Origin of the sequence: Zafaria sp. Z1313 (assembly GCF_050563205.1) — a bacterium.
Taxonomy (GTDB): Bacteria; Actinomycetota; Actinomycetes; order Actinomycetales; family Micrococcaceae; genus JAZDCJ01.
Genome location: NZ_JBNWUK010000009.1, coordinates 67,700 through 86,268, shown reverse-complemented (window position 1 = coordinate 86,268; position 18,569 = coordinate 67,700). Strand labels below are relative to the sequence as shown.

Here is an 18,569-nt window from a genome sequence, read left to right as displayed (position 1 = left end):
GGTGGAGCGGTCTAGTTCCTGCTCTGGGCGAGCTCGATCCAGGGGCCGTAGCGCTCGGCTTCCTCGTCGAAGAAGGCCTGCATCTCGGTGGAGTCGCGGAAGGTCGGGACCAGGTTGGAGTCCTCGATGGTCTTCTTGTAGCCCTCGTCCTCGGCCGCCTTGCCCATGGCCTCGGTCAGCTTCTGGACGATGTCCTCCGGCGTGCCTGCCGGGGCCATGATGCCGACCCACGAGGCGTTCTGGAGGTCGACGCCGGACTCGCGTGCCGTGGGCACGTCCGGGTTGTTCGGGTCGCGTTCCTCGGTCAGCATCGCCAGGTAGCGGAGGTTTCCGCCGTCGACCTGGGCCTTCTGGGTACCGATCGCGTCGATCGAGAAGGAGACGTCGCCCGCGGCCGCGGCGGCCACGGCCGGTGCCGAGCCGTCGAACGGAACACCCGTGATGTCGATCCCGGCCAGGTCCTGCAGCCCCTGGGCCGGCGAGTCCCACACGGAGCCGACGCCGGGGCTGGAGAAGGTGACCCGGCCCGGGTTGGCCTTGGCGTCGTCGATCAGGTCCTGAAGCGTCTCGTACGGGCTGTTGACCGGCACGGCGATCGCGCCGGGGCCGGACAGGCCCTGGCCGATCGGCACGTAGTTGTCCGGGTCGACGTCGTAGTCCTGGAACTGCAGGGTGACGACCTCGACGCCCATCATGGACAGGCTGTAGCCGTCGGCGGACTGGTCCTTGAGCCAGTTGTACGCGACGGAACCATTGGCGCCCGGGCGGTTCTCGACGACGACATTGACGCCCAGTTCCTCCTCGAGAAGCGGCGCGATGGTCCGCGCGGTCAGGTCCCCGGAGCCACCGGCGGCCCAGGGAACGACGAGCCGGATGTCCTTGGAGGGGAACTCCCCGCCGTCGGATCCGGCATTGCTGGCGCAACCGGTGAGCGTCAACGCTCCCGCGGCGAGCACGGCCGCGATCTTCGTCGTCAACTTCATGGTGCTTCTCCTTCAATGGTGCCTGGGTGAACGGAGGAGCCGGCGGCGGCGTTGCCCCCGGTTCCCGTTGTGCGTAATCCGCACGTGTGTGCGTCTTGTGCACATATAGATTGTTCGTCACACACCTATGTGATGTCAATTACTTTCTACTCCGAGTCCGAATCGTTGCCCAGAGAAGGCGCGCTCCGGTCTCGGCGGCCTGCGTACGGACCCGGGAACGCCGAAGGGCGGCACCGCGCGTGCGGTGCCGCCCTTCTGGACGGGTGCCCTCCCCGGTCATGAGGGACCGGGCAGGAGCGCTTCGGGCTTAGCGGAAGTCGGTCCCGAGGTCGTAGTCATCCATCGGGATGGCGTGGAACTCGGGAGCCATGCCGGGCTCGACGCCCTCGTAGTCGAAGCCGGTGAAGGCGCTCGGACCGGTGAACAGGTTCGCCCGGGCCTCGTCCGTCGGCTCCACCGCGATCTGGGTGTAGCGGTCCAGGCCGGTGCCGGCCGGGATGAGCTTACCGATGATCACGTTCTCCTTGAGGCCGAGCAGCGGATCGCTCTTGCCTTCCATCGCGGCCTGGGTCAGGACACGCGTGGTCTCCTGGAAGGACGCGGCGGAGAGCCAGGAATCCGTGGCGAGCGAGGCCTTGGTGATGCCCATGAGCTCGTCGCGGCCGGACGCCGGCTGCTTGCCCTCGGAGACGGCCTTGCGGTTCTCGTTGGTGAAGCGCGAACGCTCCGCCAGCTCGCCCGGCAGCAGCTCCGTGTCGCCGGACTCGATGACCGTGATGCGGCGCAGCATCTGGCGGACGATGACCTCCACGTGCTTGTCGTGGATGCCCACGCCCTGCGACTGGTACACGTTCTGCACCTCGCGGACCAGGAACTTCTGGGCCTCGCGCGGGCCGAGCACACGCAGGACCTGCTTCGGGTCGATCGCACCGGAGACCAGCTGCTGGCCCACGGCCACGCTGTCGCCGTCGGCGACGAGCATGCGCGCACGGCGCAGCACCGGGTAGGCGATGTCCTCGGCGCCGTCGTCCGGGGTGATGACGATCCGCAGCTGCTTCTCGCCGTCCTCGATGGTGACGCGGCCGGCGACCTCGGAGATCGGGGCCACACCCTTCGGGGTACGGGCCTCGAAGAGCTCCTGGATACGCGGCAGACCCTGCGTGATGTCCTCAGCGGAGGCGACGCCGCCGGTGTGGAAGGTACGCATGGTGAGCTGGGTGCCCGGCTCGCCGATGGACTGGGCGGCGATGATGCCCACGGCCTCGCCGATGTCCACGGTCTTGCCGGTCGCCAGGGAGCGGCCGTAGCAGAGCGCGCAGGTTCCGACGGCGGACTCGCAGGTCAGCACGGAGCGGACCTTGATCTCCTGCACGCCGGCCTGGAACAGCTCCTCGATCAGCACGTCGCCGACGTCGGACGCAGCCGGGGCCAGCACCTTGCCGTCGGCGTCCAGGACGTCGACCGCGAGGGTGCGGGTGTAGGCCGAGTTCTCCACGGTCTCGTGCTTGCGCACGGTGCCGATCTCGTCGATCGAGACGATCGGCACGGTGAGGCCGCGGTCGGTGCCGCAATCGTGCTCGCGGACGATGACGTCCTGCGAGACGTCCACCAGACGACGGGTCAGGTAACCCGAGTTGGCGGTCTTCAGCGCGGTATCGGCGAGGCCCTTACGGGCACCGTGCGTGGCGATGAAGTACTCCAGGACCGACAGGCCCTCGCGGTACGAGGACTTGATCGGGCGCGGGATGATCTCGCCCTTCGGGTTGGACACGAGGCCGCGGATGCCGGCGATCTGGCGCAGCTGCAGCCAGTTGCCACGGGCCTTGGAGGTCACCATGCGGTTGATGGTGTTCAGCTCCTCCATGCCGGCGCGCATGGCCTCGGCGACCTCGTCGGTCGCCTTGTTCCAGATGTCGATGAGCTCCGTGCGGCGCTCCTCGTCCGCGATGAGGCCCTTGTCGTACTGGGCCTGGACCTTGAGCGCCTGCTCCTCGTAGGGTGCCAGGATCTCGGCCTTGTTCATGTTGGACGTGATGTCCGAGATCGCGACGGTCACGCCGGAACGCGTGGCCCACTTGAAGCCGGCGTCCTTGAGGTTGTCCAGCGTGGCCGCGGTGACGACCTTCGGGTAGCGCTCGGCGAGGTCGTTGACGATCTCGGAGAGGGCGTCCTTGCCGGCCACGTGCTCGACCCACGGGTAGTCCGCGGGCAGGGTCTCGTTGAAGAGCACCTGTCCGAGGGAGGTCTCGATGAGGGCGGGGGTGCCCTCTTCCCAGCCTTCCGGAGCGGGCTGCTCGGAGGACGGCACGAACCCCGGAACGCGGATCTTGACGACCGAGTTCAGGTGGATCTCGCCGGCGTCGTGCGCCATGATCGCCTCGGCCGGGGTCGAGAACACGCGGCCCTCGCCCTTCTCACCCGGACGCTTGGTGGTCAGGTGGTGCAGGCCGATGATCATGTCCTGCGAGGGCAGGGTCACCGGACGGCCGTCCGACGGCTTGAGGATGTTGTGGCTCGAGAGCATCAGGATGCGCGCCTCGGCCTGGGCCTCGGGCGACAGCGGCAGGTGCACTGCCATCTGGTCGCCGTCGAAGTCGGCGTTGAACGCGGCACACACGAGCGGGTGCAGCTGCAGGGCCTTGCCCTCGACGAGCTGCGGCTCGAACGCCTGGATGCCGAGGCGGTGCAGGGTCGGTGCGCGGTTGAGCAGCACCGGGTGCTCGGTGATGATCTCCTCGAGCACGTCCCACACCTGCGGGCGGTAGCGCTCCACCATCCGCTTGGCGCTCTTGATGTTCTGCGCGTGGTTCAGGTCCACGAGGCGCTTCATCACGAACGGCTTGAACAGCTCCAGCGCCATCTGCTTCGGCAGGCCGCACTGGTGCAGCTTCAGCTGCGGGCCGACGACGATGACCGAACGGCCCGAGTAGTCGACGCGCTTGCCGAGCAGGTTCTGGCGGAAGCGCCCCTGCTTGCCCTTGAGCATGTCGGAGAGCGACTTCAGCGGACGGTTGCCCGGCCCGGTGACCGGACGCCCACGGCGGCCGTTGTCGAACAGCGAGTCGACGGCCTCCTGGAGCATGCGCTTCTCGTTGTTCACGATGATCTCGGGTGCCCCGAGGTCCAGCAGGCGCTTCAGGCGGTTGTTGCGGTTGATCACGCGGCGGTAGAGGTCGTTCAGGTCGGAGGTCGCGAAGCGGCCGCCGTCCAGCTGGACCATCGGGCGCAGCTCCGGCGGGATCACCGGGACGGCGTCCAGCACCATGCCCAGCGGGCTGTTGGTGGTGGTCAGGAACGCGTTGACGACCTTGAGGCGCTTCAGGGCGCGGGTCTTGCGCTGGCCCTTGCCGTTCTTGATGATGTCGCGCAGCAGCTCGGCCTCGGCCTCCATGTCGAACGACTCGAGGCGCTTCTTGATCGCCTCGGCGCCCATGGAGCCCTCGAAGAACAGCCCGTACTTCTCGCGCAGCTGGCGGAACAGGCCCTCGTCGCCCTCGAGGTCGGCGACCTTGAGGTTCTTGAAGCGGTCCCAGACCTGCTCGAGGCGCTCGATCTCGGCGTCGGCGCGCTTGCGCACCTGGGCCATGGTCTTGTCGGCGAGGTCGCGGGCCTTCTTCTTGTCCGCGGCCTTGGCGCCCTCGGACTCCAGCTTGGCCAGGTCGTTCTCGAGGTCGCGGGCGATCGCGGCGATGTCGGCGTCGCGGTTGTCCACGAGCTTCTTGCGTGCGAGGTCGTGCTGCGCCTGCAGGTTCGGCAGCTCCGCGTGGCGGCGCTCCTCGTCCACGGACGTGATCATGTACGCGGCGAAGTAGATGACCTTCTCAAGGTCCTTCGGCGCGAGGTCGAGCAGGTAGCCCAGGCGCGACGGAACGCCCTTGAAGTACCAGATGTGGGTCACGGGGGCGGCGAGCTCGATGTGGCCCATCCGCTCGCGGCGCACCTTGGCACGGGTCACCTCGACGCCGCAGCGCTCGCAGATGATGCCCTTGAAGCGCACGCGCTTGTACTTGCCGCAGTAGCATTCCCAGTCGCGGGACGGGCCGAAGATCTTCTCGCAGAAGAGGCCGTCCTTCTCGGGCTTGAGCGTGCGGTAGTTGATGGTTTCCGGCTTCTTGACCTCGCCGTAGCTCCAGCCACGGATCTCTTCCGCGGTAGCGAGGCCGATGCGCATGAGGCCGAAGGAGGATTCGCTGGACATATGGTCCCTGTCTCTCTCTTGTTTCTCAGAAGTCTTGTCTTCGAGCGGGCTGGGCCCGCCGGGGGTGGGGAAAAAGCCTGGAGTACGACGCCGGTGCGCCCGGCCCGGGAGCCGGGCGCCGGCGTCGTACTGCTAGACCTCCTCGACGGAGCTGGGTTCGGCCCGGGAGAGGTCGATGCCCAGTTCTTCCGCGGCCCGGAAGACTTCTTCGTCCGAGTCCCGCATTTCGATCGTGGTGCCGTCGGTGGAGAGCACTTCCACGTTCAGGCACAGCGACTGCATTTCCTTGATGAGGACCTTGAAGGACTCGGGAACGCCCGGCTCCGGGATGTTCTCGCCCTTGACGATCGCCTCGTACACCTTCACGCGGCCGTGGATGTCGTCCGACTTGATGGTCAGCAGCTCCTGCAGAGTGTAGGCGGCGCCGTAGGCCTCGAGGGCCCAGACTTCCATCTCACCGAAGCGCTGGCCGCCGAACTGGGCCTTACCGCCCAGCGGCTGCTGCGTGATCATCGAGTACGGGCCGGTGGAGCGGGCGTGGATCTTGTCGTCCACCAGGTGGTGGAGCTTCAGGATGTACATGTAGCCCACGGACACCGGGTCCGGGAACGGCTCGCCGGAGCGGCCGTCGAACAGGCGCGCCTTGCCGGTGTTGCCGATCAGGCGCTCGCCGTCGCGCGTCTTCGCCGTGTGGTCGAGCAGGCCGCGGATCTCCTCCTCCGCCGCGCCGTCGAACACCGGGGTGGCGACGGTCGTGGAGCCGGATTCGCGCGGGAGGTTCGGGAGGTTCTTGAGCCATTCCGGCTCCCCCTCGATCTTCCAGCCCTGCTTGGCAGCCCAGCCCAGGTGGATCTCCAGGACCTGGCCGACGTTCATGCGGCCCGGGACGCCCAGCGGGTTCAGGACCACGTCGACGGGGGTTCCGTCCTCGAGGAACGGCATGTCCTCCACCGGCAGGATCTTCGAGATGACGCCCTTGTTGCCGTGGCGTCCGGCGAGCTTGTCGCCGTCGGTGATCTTGCGCTTCTGGGCCACGTAGACGCGGACCAGCTGGTTCACGCCCGGGGGCAGCTCGTCGTCGTTGTCGCGGTCGAAGATGCGCACGCCGATGACGGTGCCGGACTCGCCGTGCGGCACCTTCAGGGAGGTGTCGCGCACTTCGCGGGACTTCTCGCCGAAGATGGCGCGCAGGAGGCGCTCCTCCGGGGTCAGCTCCGTCTCGCCCTTCGGGGTGACGCGGCCGACGAGGATGTCGCCCGCCTCGACCTCGGCGCCGATGTGGATGATGCCGCGCTCGTCGAGCTGCGCCAGGATCTCCTCGGAGACGTTCGGGATGTCCCGGGTGATCTCCTCGGCGCCCAGCTTGGTGTCGCGGGCGTCGACCTCGTGCTCCTCGATGTGGATCGAGGTGAGGACGTCGTCGGAGACCATCCGCTGGGACAGGATGATGGCGTCCTCGAAGTTGTGTCCTTCCCAGGACATGAACGCGACGAGGAGGTTCTTGCCGAGCGCGAGCTCGCCGTTGTCCGTGGACGGGCCGTCGGCGATGATGCTCTGGTACTCGACGCGCTCGCCCTCGGAGACCAGGACGCGCTGGTTGTACGCGTTGCCCTGGTTGGAGCGGGCGAACTTCATGATCGGGTACGCGGACTCGGTGCCGTCGTCGTTCAGGACGGTGACCAGGTCGGCCGAGACCTCGCTGACGACGCCCGGCTGGGACGCGACGACGGAGTCGCCGGCGTCGACCGCCACGTACTTCTCCATGCCGGTGCCGACGAGCGGCGCCTCGGAGGCCAGCAGCGGCACGGCCTGGCGCTGCATGTTGGCGCCCATGAGCGCGCGGTTGGCGTCGTCGTGCTCGAGGAACGGGATCAGCGCGGTGGCGCCGGAGACCATCTGGCGCGGGGAGACGTCCATGTAGTCGATCTCCTCCGGCGTGACGAGCACGGGCTCGCCGCCGCCGCCGCGCTCGCGGCAGAGGACCAGGTCCTCGACGAAGCGGTTGTCCCCGGTCATCGGGGCGTTCGCCTGGGCGATGACGCACTCGAGTTCCTCGTCGGCCGTCAGGTAGTCGACCTGCTCGGTGACGACGCCGTCGACGACCTTGCGGTATGGCGACTCGATGAAGCCGAACGCGTTGATCCGCGCGTAGGTCGCGAGCGAGCCGATGAGGCCGATGTTCGGGCCTTCAGGGGTCTCGATCGGGCACATGCGGCCGTAGTGCGACGGGTGGACGTCACGGACCTCCATGCCGGCGCGGTCGCGGGAGAGGCCGCCCGGGCCGAGCGCGGACAGGCGGCGCTTGTGCGTCAGGCCGGCCAGCGGGTTGTTCTGGTCCATGAACTGCGAGAGCTGGGAGGTTCCGAAGAACTCCTTGATCGCGGCCACGACGGGGCGGATGTTGATCAGGGTCTGCGGCGTGATGGCCTCGACGTCCTGCGTGGTCATGCGCTCGCGGACGACGCGCTCCATGCGGGACAGGCCCGTGCGGACCTGGTTCTCGATGAGCTCGCCGACGGCGCGGATGCGGCGGTTGCCGAAGTGGTCGATGTCGTCGACCTCGACGCGGATCTCCACGTCGTTGCCGTCGCGCTTGCCGGGGACGGTCTTCTCGCCCGCGTGCAGGGCCACGAGGAACTTGATCATCGCGACGATGTCGTCGATGTCCAGCACCGAGGCGTTCGACTCGGCGAGGGACTTGTCCACGCCGAGCTTGCGGTTGATCTTGTAGCGGCCGACCTTGGCGAGGTCGTAGCGCTTCGGGTTGAAGTAGAGGTTGTCGAGCAGCGACTCGGCGGCGTCGACCGTCGGCGGCTCTCCCGGGCGCAGCTTGCGGTAGATGTCCAGCAGCGCCTCCTCGCGGGTCTCGGTGGCGTCCTTCTCGAGGGTCGCGCGGATGGAGTCGTAGTCGCCGAACTCCTCGAGGATGCGGGACTCGGACCAGCCGAGGGCCTTGAGCAGCACGGTGACGGACTGCTTGCGCTTGCGGTCGAGGCGCACGCCGACCTGGTCGCGCTTGTCGATCTCGAGCTCGAACCAGGCGCCGCGGGACGGGATGATCTTCGCCGTGAAGATGTCCTTGTCGCTCGTCTTGTCCGGGGTGCGCTCGAAGTAGGCGCCCGGGGAGCGGACGAGCTGGGAGACGACGACGCGCTCGGTGCCGTTGATGATGAACGTGCCCTTGTCCGTCATCAGCGGGAAGTCGCCCATGAACACGGTCTGCTGCTTGATCTCACCCGTGTTGTTGTTCATGAACTCGGCCTTGACGTACAGCGGCGCGGCGTAGGTCGCGTCGCGGTCCTTGCACTCGGCCATGGTGTACTTCGGGTCGGCGAACTCCGGCTCGGAGAAGCTCAGGGACATGGTGCCCTGGAAGTCCTCGATCGGGGAGATCTCCTCGAAGATCTCGGCCAGGCCGGAGACGTCGGCCACGCCCTGGATGCCTTCGGCGACGGCCTGCTCGACGCGGGCCTTCCAGCGCTGGTTGCCCACGAGCCAGTCGAAGCTCTCCGTCTGGAGCGCCAGCAGGTTGGGCACGTCCAGCGGTTCGTGGATCTTTGCGAATGAGATGCGCCCGGCCGCTTCCGCGCTGCGGGCCGAACTAGCGGTTTCGTTTTGAGAGGTGCTCGAGGCGACCAAGATGGATCCTTCCACAGACCGTCAGGTTTCCGGCGCCGACCCCTGCCCGGTTGGGGGATACCCGGGACACCACCGAGAACGGGCCCACCGCTATATGAAGGCCGAATCGTGCTGAGGGAAGACGCAAAGATCCATACTACACCCGCTCCCCTACCATGTCTAACCGCCCGGCACAAGCAGGTGGCGCCCCGTGGGGACGGCGCGCCGCAAGGGCCGGGCCGCCGTCGGGGGACATCGACGACCCGGCCCGTCAGATGGCCGGCCCGTCCCGCCGCCGGCGCGCGTCGTGACCGGCCTGCACCGGAGCGGCCCGGCCCCGCTGCGTGGCCCGCGTGGCCTACGGGATGCCGGCGGCCCCGGCGGTCTCGGCGTCCGGCGCTCCGCAGTCCGGGTCCTCGTTGCTCGCGGCGGGGTCCCCCGGCCGGGGCGCCGACGGCGCCCGCGTCTCGAGGCCGAGCCCGGCCGGGTCGAGGGCCGGGCCGGGGCCGCCGACGACGTGGATGAATGCCGTGCCCGCACCGGCCGCGCACTGCCCGTCGCCCGCCGGGACGGCCACGGCGAAGGCGAAGCGCCGCGCGGTGCCGTCGGCGTTCCAGCGCGCCAGGCCGAGCAGCCGGGGCTCGCCGCCGGGGACGCCCTTGTCGTCGTAGACCTCGACGGTCGCGTCGGAGGAGGTGCGGACGGCGAAGCGGACCGGGACGCGCAGCTCGACCGCCCCGCCGTCCCACTGGACGACGGCCGCGGTCCCGCCCTCGGCGCCCGGGTCGGCGGCGTACGCGCAGCGGTAGCGGAGCTGCCCCGAGGCTCCCGGGGCCAGCTCGAGCCGGGCATCGCCCTCGACAGCGCATTCCGCCCCGCCGGGGCCCGTCGCCGAGGTCAGGACGGCCGTGACGGGCTCCCCTCCCCCGGGGTGGGCGACGGCGACGGCGCCCGTGACGGTCCAGTCGGAGTCCGTGTATCCCCCCGGCATGGCCTCGACGACGTGGGCGACGGCGGCGGAGCCTAGATCCCCGGCCTCGACGCCGCGGCGCACCGACCATTGGTAGCTGCGGTGCAGCCCTGCGGCCGCCTCGAGCGAGGCGGTCAGCCCGGCGCCGGAGCAGACGACGGCCTCCTGCCGCACCGAACGGTCGTCGCCGACGCCGGCGCGGGAGCCCTGGGAACCACCCGGCGCCCCTTCCCCCGCGGCGGGCGGCCCGCCCGCGGCGCCGATCCACTGGAGCGACTCCGCCGTGAAACAACGCCCGGCCCCTCCCTCGCCGTCGGACTCGCCGGCCCCCTCGGCGGCGGACGGGCCGGTCCGGGCGATCTCGGTCGTCGACTCGAAGGTCGCCGGCGTGCCCTGTGCGTTCCACTCGGCCGTGCCGAGCAGCGTGGTCCCGTGGGACCCGGCGCGCTGGAAGACACGCACCGTGCGGTCGGTCTCCGAGCGGGGCGCGAAGACGACGGGGGCCTCGGCGACCGTCCGGCCCGAGTCCCAGCTCAGCGAGGTGCTCGCGGCGCCGACGGGCGAGGGCTGGCCCGCGAACGAGCACGCGTAGTCGACCCGCACCTGGCCGGGGGTGGTCCCGGTGCCCGCCGGGACGAGCACCTGGTGCCCCGTGGCGGCGGGGTCCGCGTCCTGGCCGCGGACCGTGCAGACTCCGTCCCCGCCCACGTTGAGCACGGTTTCGACCGTGACCGTCGCGGCCGCCCCCTCGAAGAAGTTGGGGTTGCCGACGCGCACCGTCCCGTCGACGACGTGTCCCGTGTCCCGGGTCCCGTGGGGCACGGCCCGGACCAGCGTCCGCAGCACGGCCCCGCCGTCGGCCAGCGGCGTGCTTCCCTGGGGGTGCCGCAGTGCCTCGAGGATCCACTGGTGACCGCGCTGCAGGCTCGCGGACGCGCTCGCCGTGGCCTCGAGCGGTCGCCGCACGCAGACCTCGGCGGTGCTGCTGGCCGAGAGGCCCGGCCCCTCGAGCAGCGCCGTGGCGGTGCGGGTGATGCAGACGCCGGCCCGCCCCGTGAAGGGCAGCGTGTAGCTGAAGACGGTGGGCTCGCCCGCCGCGTTCCAGACCGCCGTGCCGAGCACCGCGGGGTCGTCGGACCGCGAGACCTGGTCGTCGACGATGCGCACGCTCTGATGCCGGAGGTTCTCCGGGCTCGACGTGGACACCGCCTGGGCCAGCGCGGCGCCGCCCGGCCACGTCGCCCCGACCGCCCGGGGCGTGCCCTCGCCGCCGCCCGCGGGGCGCCCGGCGCACTCGAAGCCGACCTCGGCTCGGCCCGGCACGAACCCGGCCGCGGCTCCGACACCGGCTGGGCCCGCGGCCCCCGTGGCCCCGCCTGCGCCCGGCCCCTGGCCCGCGGCGGCCTCGGCCGCGTCGAGCGCGGAGGCCGCTCCCGGTGCCCGCGGCACCCTCACTTGGAAGCCCGGCGCGGACGGATCCGCGTCGGCACCCAGGTACGCGCACACCATGCCGGGTCCGGCGGACGGGTCGTCGAGCGTCGCGAGGAGGGCACCGGCGTCGTACGCATTGGGGTTCGCGAGGCGCACGGTGCCGCGCACGAAGTGGTTCCCGTCCACGGACCCGTCCGGCGTGGCCTTCACCGTGAATCCGACGTCGGCGCGACCGCCCTCGCCGAGCACCACGCGCGGCCGGTCCACCGCGCTCTCGAGGCGCCACAACAGCTCGCGGTCGAACGTCGCCTCGGCCTCCTGGCGGAGCTGGAGCGCGGCCTGGGCGCAGACCGTGGTCGCGGAGGAGGCCGTGTTGTCGGCGTCCTGCCCGGCGGCCTCGCGCACCGTCGCCGTCGTCGAGTGCCGCACGCAGCGCCCCGGCGTCCCGGCGAGGGACCCGACCGTCCGGAAGACGGCGGGCGATTCCCCGACGGTGGCGGTGCCGATCACGGGGGCGCCGGGGCCCGAGCCCGGGCCGACGACCTCCACGACGGCGTCCGTCACGGCGAGCGCCCGGAAGGCGAGCGGCTGGGCGACGACGGCGCGGCGGGTGCCGCCATCGGGTGCGGTCCAGCGGACGACGGCGGTTGCGTCGCGCCCCGCATAGTGCCGCTCCGCGAGCCCGCGGCCGCCGAACACGCACTCGGTCTGCACGGCCACCCTGCCCGGCACCACGACGCCGTCGACGATCTGGGCCGCAGGGACCGCGACGACGCCGCGTCCGGGCGTCCCCGCGACCTGGCACAGGGCCCCGGGCAGCCGGACGGATTGCCGGACGTCGACCTCGACGGCCCGGTGCAGGTTGGGGTTGGCGATCGAGACGGTCCCGGCGACCCGCCAGCCGGAGTCGATGTGGCCCGTGGTCCTTGCCGTCACGGTCGCCCCGGCGGCGGCCGGCGTCGTGCCGATCACCTCGTGCCGTGCGGCGTCCTCGCGGCGCTCCGCGCTCCACTGGTGGTCGCGCGAGAAGCCCGCGTCGTAGGAGGCGGCGACGGAGAGCCCGTCCAGGACGCAGACGGAGGCCCTCCCCCGGGTCGTGTTGTCCGCGTCGGCGCCGGCGCGCTCGCGCAGCGCCGCGCCGAACTCGAAGTCCGTGCAGCGGCCGGGGACGCCCTGCAGCCGCAGGGGGTGGCGGAACGTCCGCGGCGAGTCCGCGACGGCCGCCGTGCCGATCACGGCGGATCCCGTCCCGTCCTCGGTCAGGGTCACGGTCGCGTCGATCGCGCGCCGCACCGTGAAGGCGACGGCGGCCGGCTCCGCGGCGACGGGGGCGCCGCGTTCCCAGCCCGCGGAGGCGGAGAGCTCGTGCCCGCGGTAGTCGCCGGGCGCGACGCCGGAGGAGACGTCGCAGCGGAACGCGGCCCGGACCGTGCCGCCCGCGGGCACGTCCAGCTGGATCCCGGGCGCGGCCGCGTCGGCGTCCGCGAGGCGCACGTAGCGGCAGTCGCGCCCGGCGAACCGGGGCGCGGGGCCGGCGTCGAGCCGCTGGACGGCGAAGTCGTTGGGGTTGGAGAAGGACACGGTGCCGCCGAGCCGGAAGGCCAGGTCGCGGTGGCCCGTGGCCGTCGCGGTGAGCTCGTGCACGGCGGTCACGGCCCCCTGCCCGTCGACGTCGAAGCGCGGCGCCCCCTCGGTTCCCGTCAGCGACCACTGGTGGTCGCGGATGAAGCTGCCCTCGGCCTCGATGTCGACCCGGGGCGCCGCCCAGCGGCACACGCGCACGTCGGCGGAGGCGGTGGCTCCTGTCTGCAACAGGGTCGCGGAGACGCCCGTGGCGGAGCAGGCGGCGGCCGGGACCTGCGCCGGCAGGGCGGCGAGGCGGCGGTGCACGGTCCCGGGGAGGCCGGAGGACCTCACGGTCCAGGTCTCGAGCCCGGCCTCCCGTGCCGCCTCGGCGTCTCCCGGAGCGGCGGCCCCGGCCGGGTGGGCGGCGAGGGCCACCGCGCGGCGCAGCTCGCGGACCTCCCAGGCGTACGCCGCCCCGGCGCGGACGGTTCCGTCCGGCCGGTCCGCGTCCGATCCGGCGTCCGCGGCGTCCAGCGGGTGCTCGCCGCGGCTGAAGGAGATTCCGACGTCGATGCCTCCGTCCGGCGCGTCCGCCTCCTGCGGGGCGGGGCAGTCGTAGTCGACGCGGGTGGTCCCGGGAGGCAGGACGAGGCGCAGGGATCCCGCGGCGGCTCCCGGTGTGGCCTCGAGGCCGTCGGCCGGACGGTAGCCGCACGCGGCCGCCGGCTGCCCTGCTGCGGCGGCGCGGCGCGGTGCGTTCGCCGTGACCGTCATGGGCTCCGGGTTCGGGTTCTCCAGGAGCAGACGGCCGCGGAGCTGCTGCGAGGCCAGCCGCGGCCCGAGCTCCGTGACGGCGATCCGGGCCACCGCCGCGGCGTCCTCCCGCGGCCCGACCTCGGACACGGGGCGCTCAGGTGCGGCCTCGAGCGACCACTCGTGTTCCAGGACGGTGCGGGCCGAGGCCTCGAGCTCCGCTGTCGGCGCGAGCCAGAGCACCACGGGCGCCGGGTCGTCGCGGTCGTCGTCGTTGAGGTCGTCGTCACGGACATCGGTGCTCCCGGTGGCCCCGTCGCCGCCGTCGCCCCGGGAGGCGTCTCCACGGGAGGCGTCATCGCGCCCGTCGGCGCCCCCAGCGCCTCCGCCCGGGCCGGGCGTGCCCCGCTCCGCCCCGCCGGGCGCCGTCGTCGACGATGCCGTCGCGGAGGGCATCGGTGCGGAGGTCGTCGCAGCGGAGGACGCCGCTCCCGGAGGCGCGGCGCCCTGGGACGACGTGGCGGGAGCCGTCGCGCGCGGGGTCGCCACCTGCGTCGTCGCATCCGGCTCCGCGGAGGGACGCGGCTCCGCGTCCAGCGCGTCGGCGGCAGCGGACGGTACCCCGGCGGGGCCCGGGGCCGGTGCCAGGGCGGGCCCGAGGACGAGCGAGGCGGCGAGCACGGACGCCCACGCACAGCGCGGAAGGCTACGGCGCCGTCCCGGCGCCGACCCCCGGTCCTGCGAGTTCTTCCCCACGGTCGGTCCCCGTCATTCCTGGACCACGCCCCGGCCACGCTGCCGGCCGCGGCGCCGGGAACCCCCAAGACTCCCGGCCACACGCCCTGCCTCCGCTGCCCACGAGGTGTGGCAAGCCGTGCCCCGGCTGGACCGGGGCATGGCGAATAGGCCGCTGACGGTTCAGCGGCCTCCTATGGCGTCCTGTGTTGCTAGTGGCCCCCACGTTGAATGCGCCGCGGACGATTTGTCGGCGGCTGCCCCTGGGCGGCGCACCTGCGCCGCCGTGTCAAACCGAGCACCCATGTGCCGGCTCCTTCCCCCCGAGGCCTCCCCCTAGAGGCCAAGAGCAATGCGGCCGATCCCCCCGGAAGGCCGCTGAATCCGAGTGTATCGGCGGATTCCCGGCCCGTGAAGGGCGGCGACACAAAGTTTTACAAAGGCCCTTGTCAACACGGCGAGGCTCCCTGTGTCACGCGTCACGGTAGCCTTGTCGCACACGGCACTCCAGCACGAAAGCGAGCCAGAACACCATGTCCTCCCCCCAGGAAGCAGTCATCGTCGGCGGCGCCCGGACGCCCTTCGGACGCCTCAAGGGCCAGCTCGCCCCACTCACCGCGGTCCAGCTCGGGGCGGCCGCCATCCGCGGCGCCCTCGAGAAGTCGGGCGTTCCCGCCTCCGCCGTCGGCGCCGTCGTCATGGGCCACGTCGTCCAGGCCGGCTGCGGGCAGAACCCCGCCCGGCAGTCCGCCGTCGCCGCCGGGATCGGCTGGGACGTGCCCACCGTGACGATCAACAAGGTGTGCCTCTCCGGCCTCGCGGCCGTGACCGACGCAGCGCGGATCATCCGCCTCGGCGAGGCCGACGTCGTCGTCGCCGGCGGCCAGGAGTCGATGACCAACGGCCCCCACGTGCTCCCCGGCTCGCGCCAGGGCTGGACCTACGGCAACATCTCCGCGATCGACGCCGTCGCGCACGACGGCCTGACCGACGCCTTCGACGGCCAGTCCATGGGCGTGAGCACCGAGGCGAAGAACGGCGAGCTCGGCTGGGAGCGCGGGCCGCAGGACGAGGTCGCGGCCGCATCCCATGTCCGGGCGGCAGCCGCCCAGCGCGAGGGCGTCTTCGCCGAGGAGATCGTCGCCGTGGAGATCCCGCAGCGCAAGGGCGAGCCCCTGGTGCTCACCGCCGACGAGGGCGTCCGGCCGGACACGAGCGTCGAGTCCCTCGCCGCGCTGCGCCCCGCGTTCGCGAAGGACGGCACCATCACGGCCGGCAACTCCTCGCCGCTCTCCGACGGCGCCGCCGCCGTCGTCGTGGCCTCCCGCGCCTACGCCGAGGAGCACGGCCTCGAGGTCCTCGCCGTGATCGGCGAGCCCGGCCAGGTCGCCGGGCCGGACAACTCCCTGCACTCCCAGCCCTCCCACGCCATCGAATCCGCGCTGGCGAGGGCCGACTGGACCGTGGACCAGCTCGACTTCATCGAGGTCAACGAGGCCTTCGGCGCCGTGGCCTGCCAGTCGCTCAAGGACCTCGGCTACCCGCTCGAGAAGACCAACATCCATGGCGGGGCGATCGCGCTCGGCCACCCGATCGGCGCCTCCGGGGCACGACTGGCCCTCCACGCGGCGCTCGAGCTCCAGCGCCGCGGTTCCGGGCGCGCGGCCGTCAGCCTGTGCGGGGGCGGCGGTCAGGGCGAGGCCCTGCTGCTCTGGCGGGAGTAGTCCTGCACACCGGACGACGCCGGCGCCCGCCTCGCGTGGGCACCGGCGTCGTCCGGTGTGGCCGGCTCAGCGGCCGCGGACGATCCCGCCGACGCTGTTGGGCAGCACCCTCACGGCCGGCGCCTCCATCACGCGGCGCGCGAAGGCCCGGGCCGGCGCGCGGCGGGCCTCGACCGCCTCGACCAGTCGGGTCGCGGCCTGGCCGAGCCGGCGGCCGAAGCGCCGTTCGATGTGGCGGTGGACGAGGTAGGCGGCCGCACCCACGATCGCGATGACGAGTGGCAGGACCGCCCAGCGCGGCATCCACGGGCTCAACTGGTCGATGATCCACCAGCCCCACACCTGGTGCAGGAGGTACACGGGGTAGGTCAGGGCACCGGCCAGGGCCATCCCGGGGAGGGACACCGAGCGCAGGCGGGTCAGCGACAGGAGCGCGACGACGGCGAAGATCCCGGCGACGATCGCCCAGTAGACGGGCTCGGGCACCGAGTAGCCGACGAGCTCCTCGGCCTCCCTCGCCCCCGTGACGCCCGCGTGGTGGGCCGAGAGGACCACGTTCAAGCCGAGGACGGCCCAGCGCAGGGGCGTCTGGCCGAAGCGGTACATCAGGAACAGCACCATTCCGCCCGCGAAGAGCGGCGCGTACTCCGGCATCAGCGCGTGACTGAGGAAGTTCCCGGGAAGCAGCGGGGCCGCGAGGGCCGCGACGGGCCAGGCCGCGGCGAAGGCGAGGAGCCGGCGCGGGGTCTGCCAGCCCAGGAGCATCACGAGCAGCACGAGCGCGTAGAAGCGCAGCTCGGCCCAGAGCGTCCAGTAGACGCCGTCGACGTGCGGATTCCCGGTGCCGCCCTGCAGCATGGTCAGGTTCACGGCCCAGTCGACGTAGCTCAGCCGCTCCCCCATGGAGGGCCAGATGAAGAACACCAGGACGCCGGTGAGCAGCACCGCCGCCCAGTAGGCGGGGAACAGCCGGCCGATCCGCGAGCCGATGAAGCGGGCCGGCGACTTGCCGTAGCTCGAGAGCAGGATCACGAAGCCGCTGATGACGAAGAAGAGCTGCACGCCCATGTTGCCGAAGAGCGTGAACCGCGACAGTACCGGCCACGCGTCCTTGGCGGGCTCGACGCCCCAGTGGCCGTGGTGCCACGCCGTGTAGTGGTAGAGGACCACGAGCAGGGCCGCCACGAGCCGGAGCCCGTCGAGCAGGGCCAGGCGGGGGCCGCGTGCCGCGCCGGCGTCGCCGCCCGGGCTCCCGGCGGACCGTGCCGCGCCGGCAGCCGGGGATGTTCCAGAGCCCGGTGACGCCCCGGCCCGCGGCGCCTCGATCGTCGTCGTCCTGCCCATGGATCCTGCCCCTTCCGCTCCGGGAATCGCTCCGTTACCTTTTCGTGACCAATCAACCCTACCGGATTCCCGCCGTCGATTCCGTAACGCGCCTCACCCGGTCCGCTGCCGCCAGGTCCGCGGGGCATGCGAAAGGCCCCGCCCACCAGCAGGTGGGCGGGGCCTTCGCGGCAGTCGGAACGACTACTTGACGGTGACCGTGGCGCCGGCGGCCTCGAGGGCCTCCTTGGCCTTGTCAGCGGCTTCCTTGGTGGCGCCCTCGAGGACGGCCTTCGGAGCGGAGTCAACCAGGTCCTTGGCTTCCTTCAGACCCAGCGAGGTCAGCGCGCGGACCTCCTTGATGACGGCGATCTTCTTGTCGCCGGCGGCCTCGAGGACCACGTCGAACTCGGTCTTCTCCTCGGCGGCGGCCTCGCCGGCGCCGCCGGCCGGGCCGGCAACGGCCACGGCGGCCGCGGTGACCTCGAAGGTCTCCTCGAAGGTCTTAACGAACTCGGAGAGCTCGATGATGGTCATTTCCTTGAAAGCCTCAAGGAGCTCTTCGGTGGTGAGCTTCGCCATGGTGTGGCGTCCTTTCCGTGGGGCGGAATCCGTGGGATCCGCGAGTTTGGGGGTGGGGTGAAGAAGGCCTAGGCCTCTTCGGTGGCAGCTTCGGCAGCGGGTGCTTCCTCGGCCTCAGCGGCGGGAGCCTCGGCCGGAGCCGGCGCAGCGCCACCTTCTTCTTCGAGCTTCAGGCGCAGGGCATCGATGATGCGCGCAGCGGCGGATGCCGGGGCCTTGAGCACACCGGCCACGCGGGACAGCTGGAACTCGCGGGACTCCAGGGCGGCCAGGGCGGCCACCTCGGAAGCGTCCATGGCCTTGCCCTCGAAGTAGCCGGTCTTGATGACCAGCTGCTTGTTGTCCTTGGCGAATTCCGTGAGGCTCTTGGCAGCGGCCACGGCATCGCCCTTGATGAAGGCGATGGCGGTGGGGCCGGCAAGCTGGCCATCGAACGCGTCGATGCCCGCTTCCTTGGCTGCAATGCCCGTGAGGGTGTTCTTCACGACCGCGTACTTGGTCTCCTGACCCAGCGAGCGGCGCAACTCCTTGAGCTGTGCAACGGAAAGCCCGCGGTATTCGGTCAGGACAGCGGCGGTCGACTCCTTGAAGTCGGCGGTGATCTCCTCGACTGCGGAAACCTTGTTCGGCGTTGCCATAACCCTCCTTCCGGGGATTGATTCGGTCGTCGACCAGTCCCCGAGGCC

At 71.5% G+C, this 18,569-nt stretch carries 8 protein-coding genes; 1 reads left to right on the top strand and 7 read right to left on the bottom strand.

The genetic code is table 11. The features are described from left to right. Positions 1–11 precede the first annotated feature (11 nt). From ACQ3I4_RS10465 to ACQ3I4_RS10450, 4 genes are all read right to left on the bottom strand, one after another. Entirely contained in the window at positions 12–983 is a 972-nt protein-coding gene (locus ACQ3I4_RS10465) for a Bug family tripartite tricarboxylate transporter substrate binding protein (protein WP_329860615.1), read from the bottom strand. A gap of 307 nt (positions 984–1,290) precedes the next feature. Next, positions 1,291–5,181 (bottom strand): DNA-directed RNA polymerase subunit beta', encoded by a 3,891-nt coding sequence (locus ACQ3I4_RS10460; protein ID WP_329860616.1) that lies wholly within the window; start codon positions 5,179–5,181, stop codon positions 1,291–1,293. A 132-nt stretch (positions 5,182–5,313) separates the two neighbouring features. Next, entirely contained in the window at positions 5,314–8,820 is a 3,507-nt protein-coding gene (gene rpoB / locus ACQ3I4_RS10455; protein WP_329860618.1) for a DNA-directed RNA polymerase subunit beta, read from the bottom strand. A 337-nt stretch (positions 8,821–9,157) separates the two neighbouring features. Continuing rightward, positions 9,158–14,275, bottom strand: a complete 5,118-nt coding sequence (locus ACQ3I4_RS10450) for a hypothetical protein (RefSeq protein WP_430633518.1) — start codon at positions 14,273–14,275, stop codon at positions 9,158–9,160. A 512-nt stretch (positions 14,276–14,787) separates the two neighbouring features. Between ACQ3I4_RS10450 and ACQ3I4_RS10445 the strand changes: the two genes are divergently transcribed. Then, on the top strand, positions 14,788–15,978 hold the full coding sequence (locus ACQ3I4_RS10445) for an acetyl-CoA C-acetyltransferase (protein ID WP_329860620.1): 1,191 nt from the start codon (positions 14,788–14,790) through the stop codon (positions 15,976–15,978). A gap of 66 nt (positions 15,979–16,044) precedes the next feature. On the opposite strand, the gene ACQ3I4_RS10440 is transcribed toward ACQ3I4_RS10445, so the two are convergent. From ACQ3I4_RS10440 to rplJ, 3 genes are all read right to left on the bottom strand, one after another. After that, positions 16,045–17,322, bottom strand: a complete 1,278-nt coding sequence (locus ACQ3I4_RS10440) for an acyltransferase family protein (RefSeq protein ID WP_329860622.1) — start codon at positions 17,320–17,322, stop codon at positions 16,045–16,047. A gap of 183 nt (positions 17,323–17,505) precedes the next feature. After that, a complete protein-coding gene (gene rplL, locus ACQ3I4_RS10435) occupies positions 17,506–17,883 on the bottom strand; it encodes a 50S ribosomal protein L7/L12 (protein ID WP_329860624.1) in 378 nt (125 codons plus the stop codon). Positions 17,884–17,951: 68 nt separating this feature from the next. After that, on the bottom strand, positions 17,952–18,521 hold the full coding sequence (rplJ, locus tag ACQ3I4_RS10430; RefSeq protein WP_329860626.1) for a 50S ribosomal protein L10: 570 nt from the start codon (positions 18,519–18,521) through the stop codon (positions 17,952–17,954). Positions 18,522–18,569: the final 48 nt, after the last annotated feature.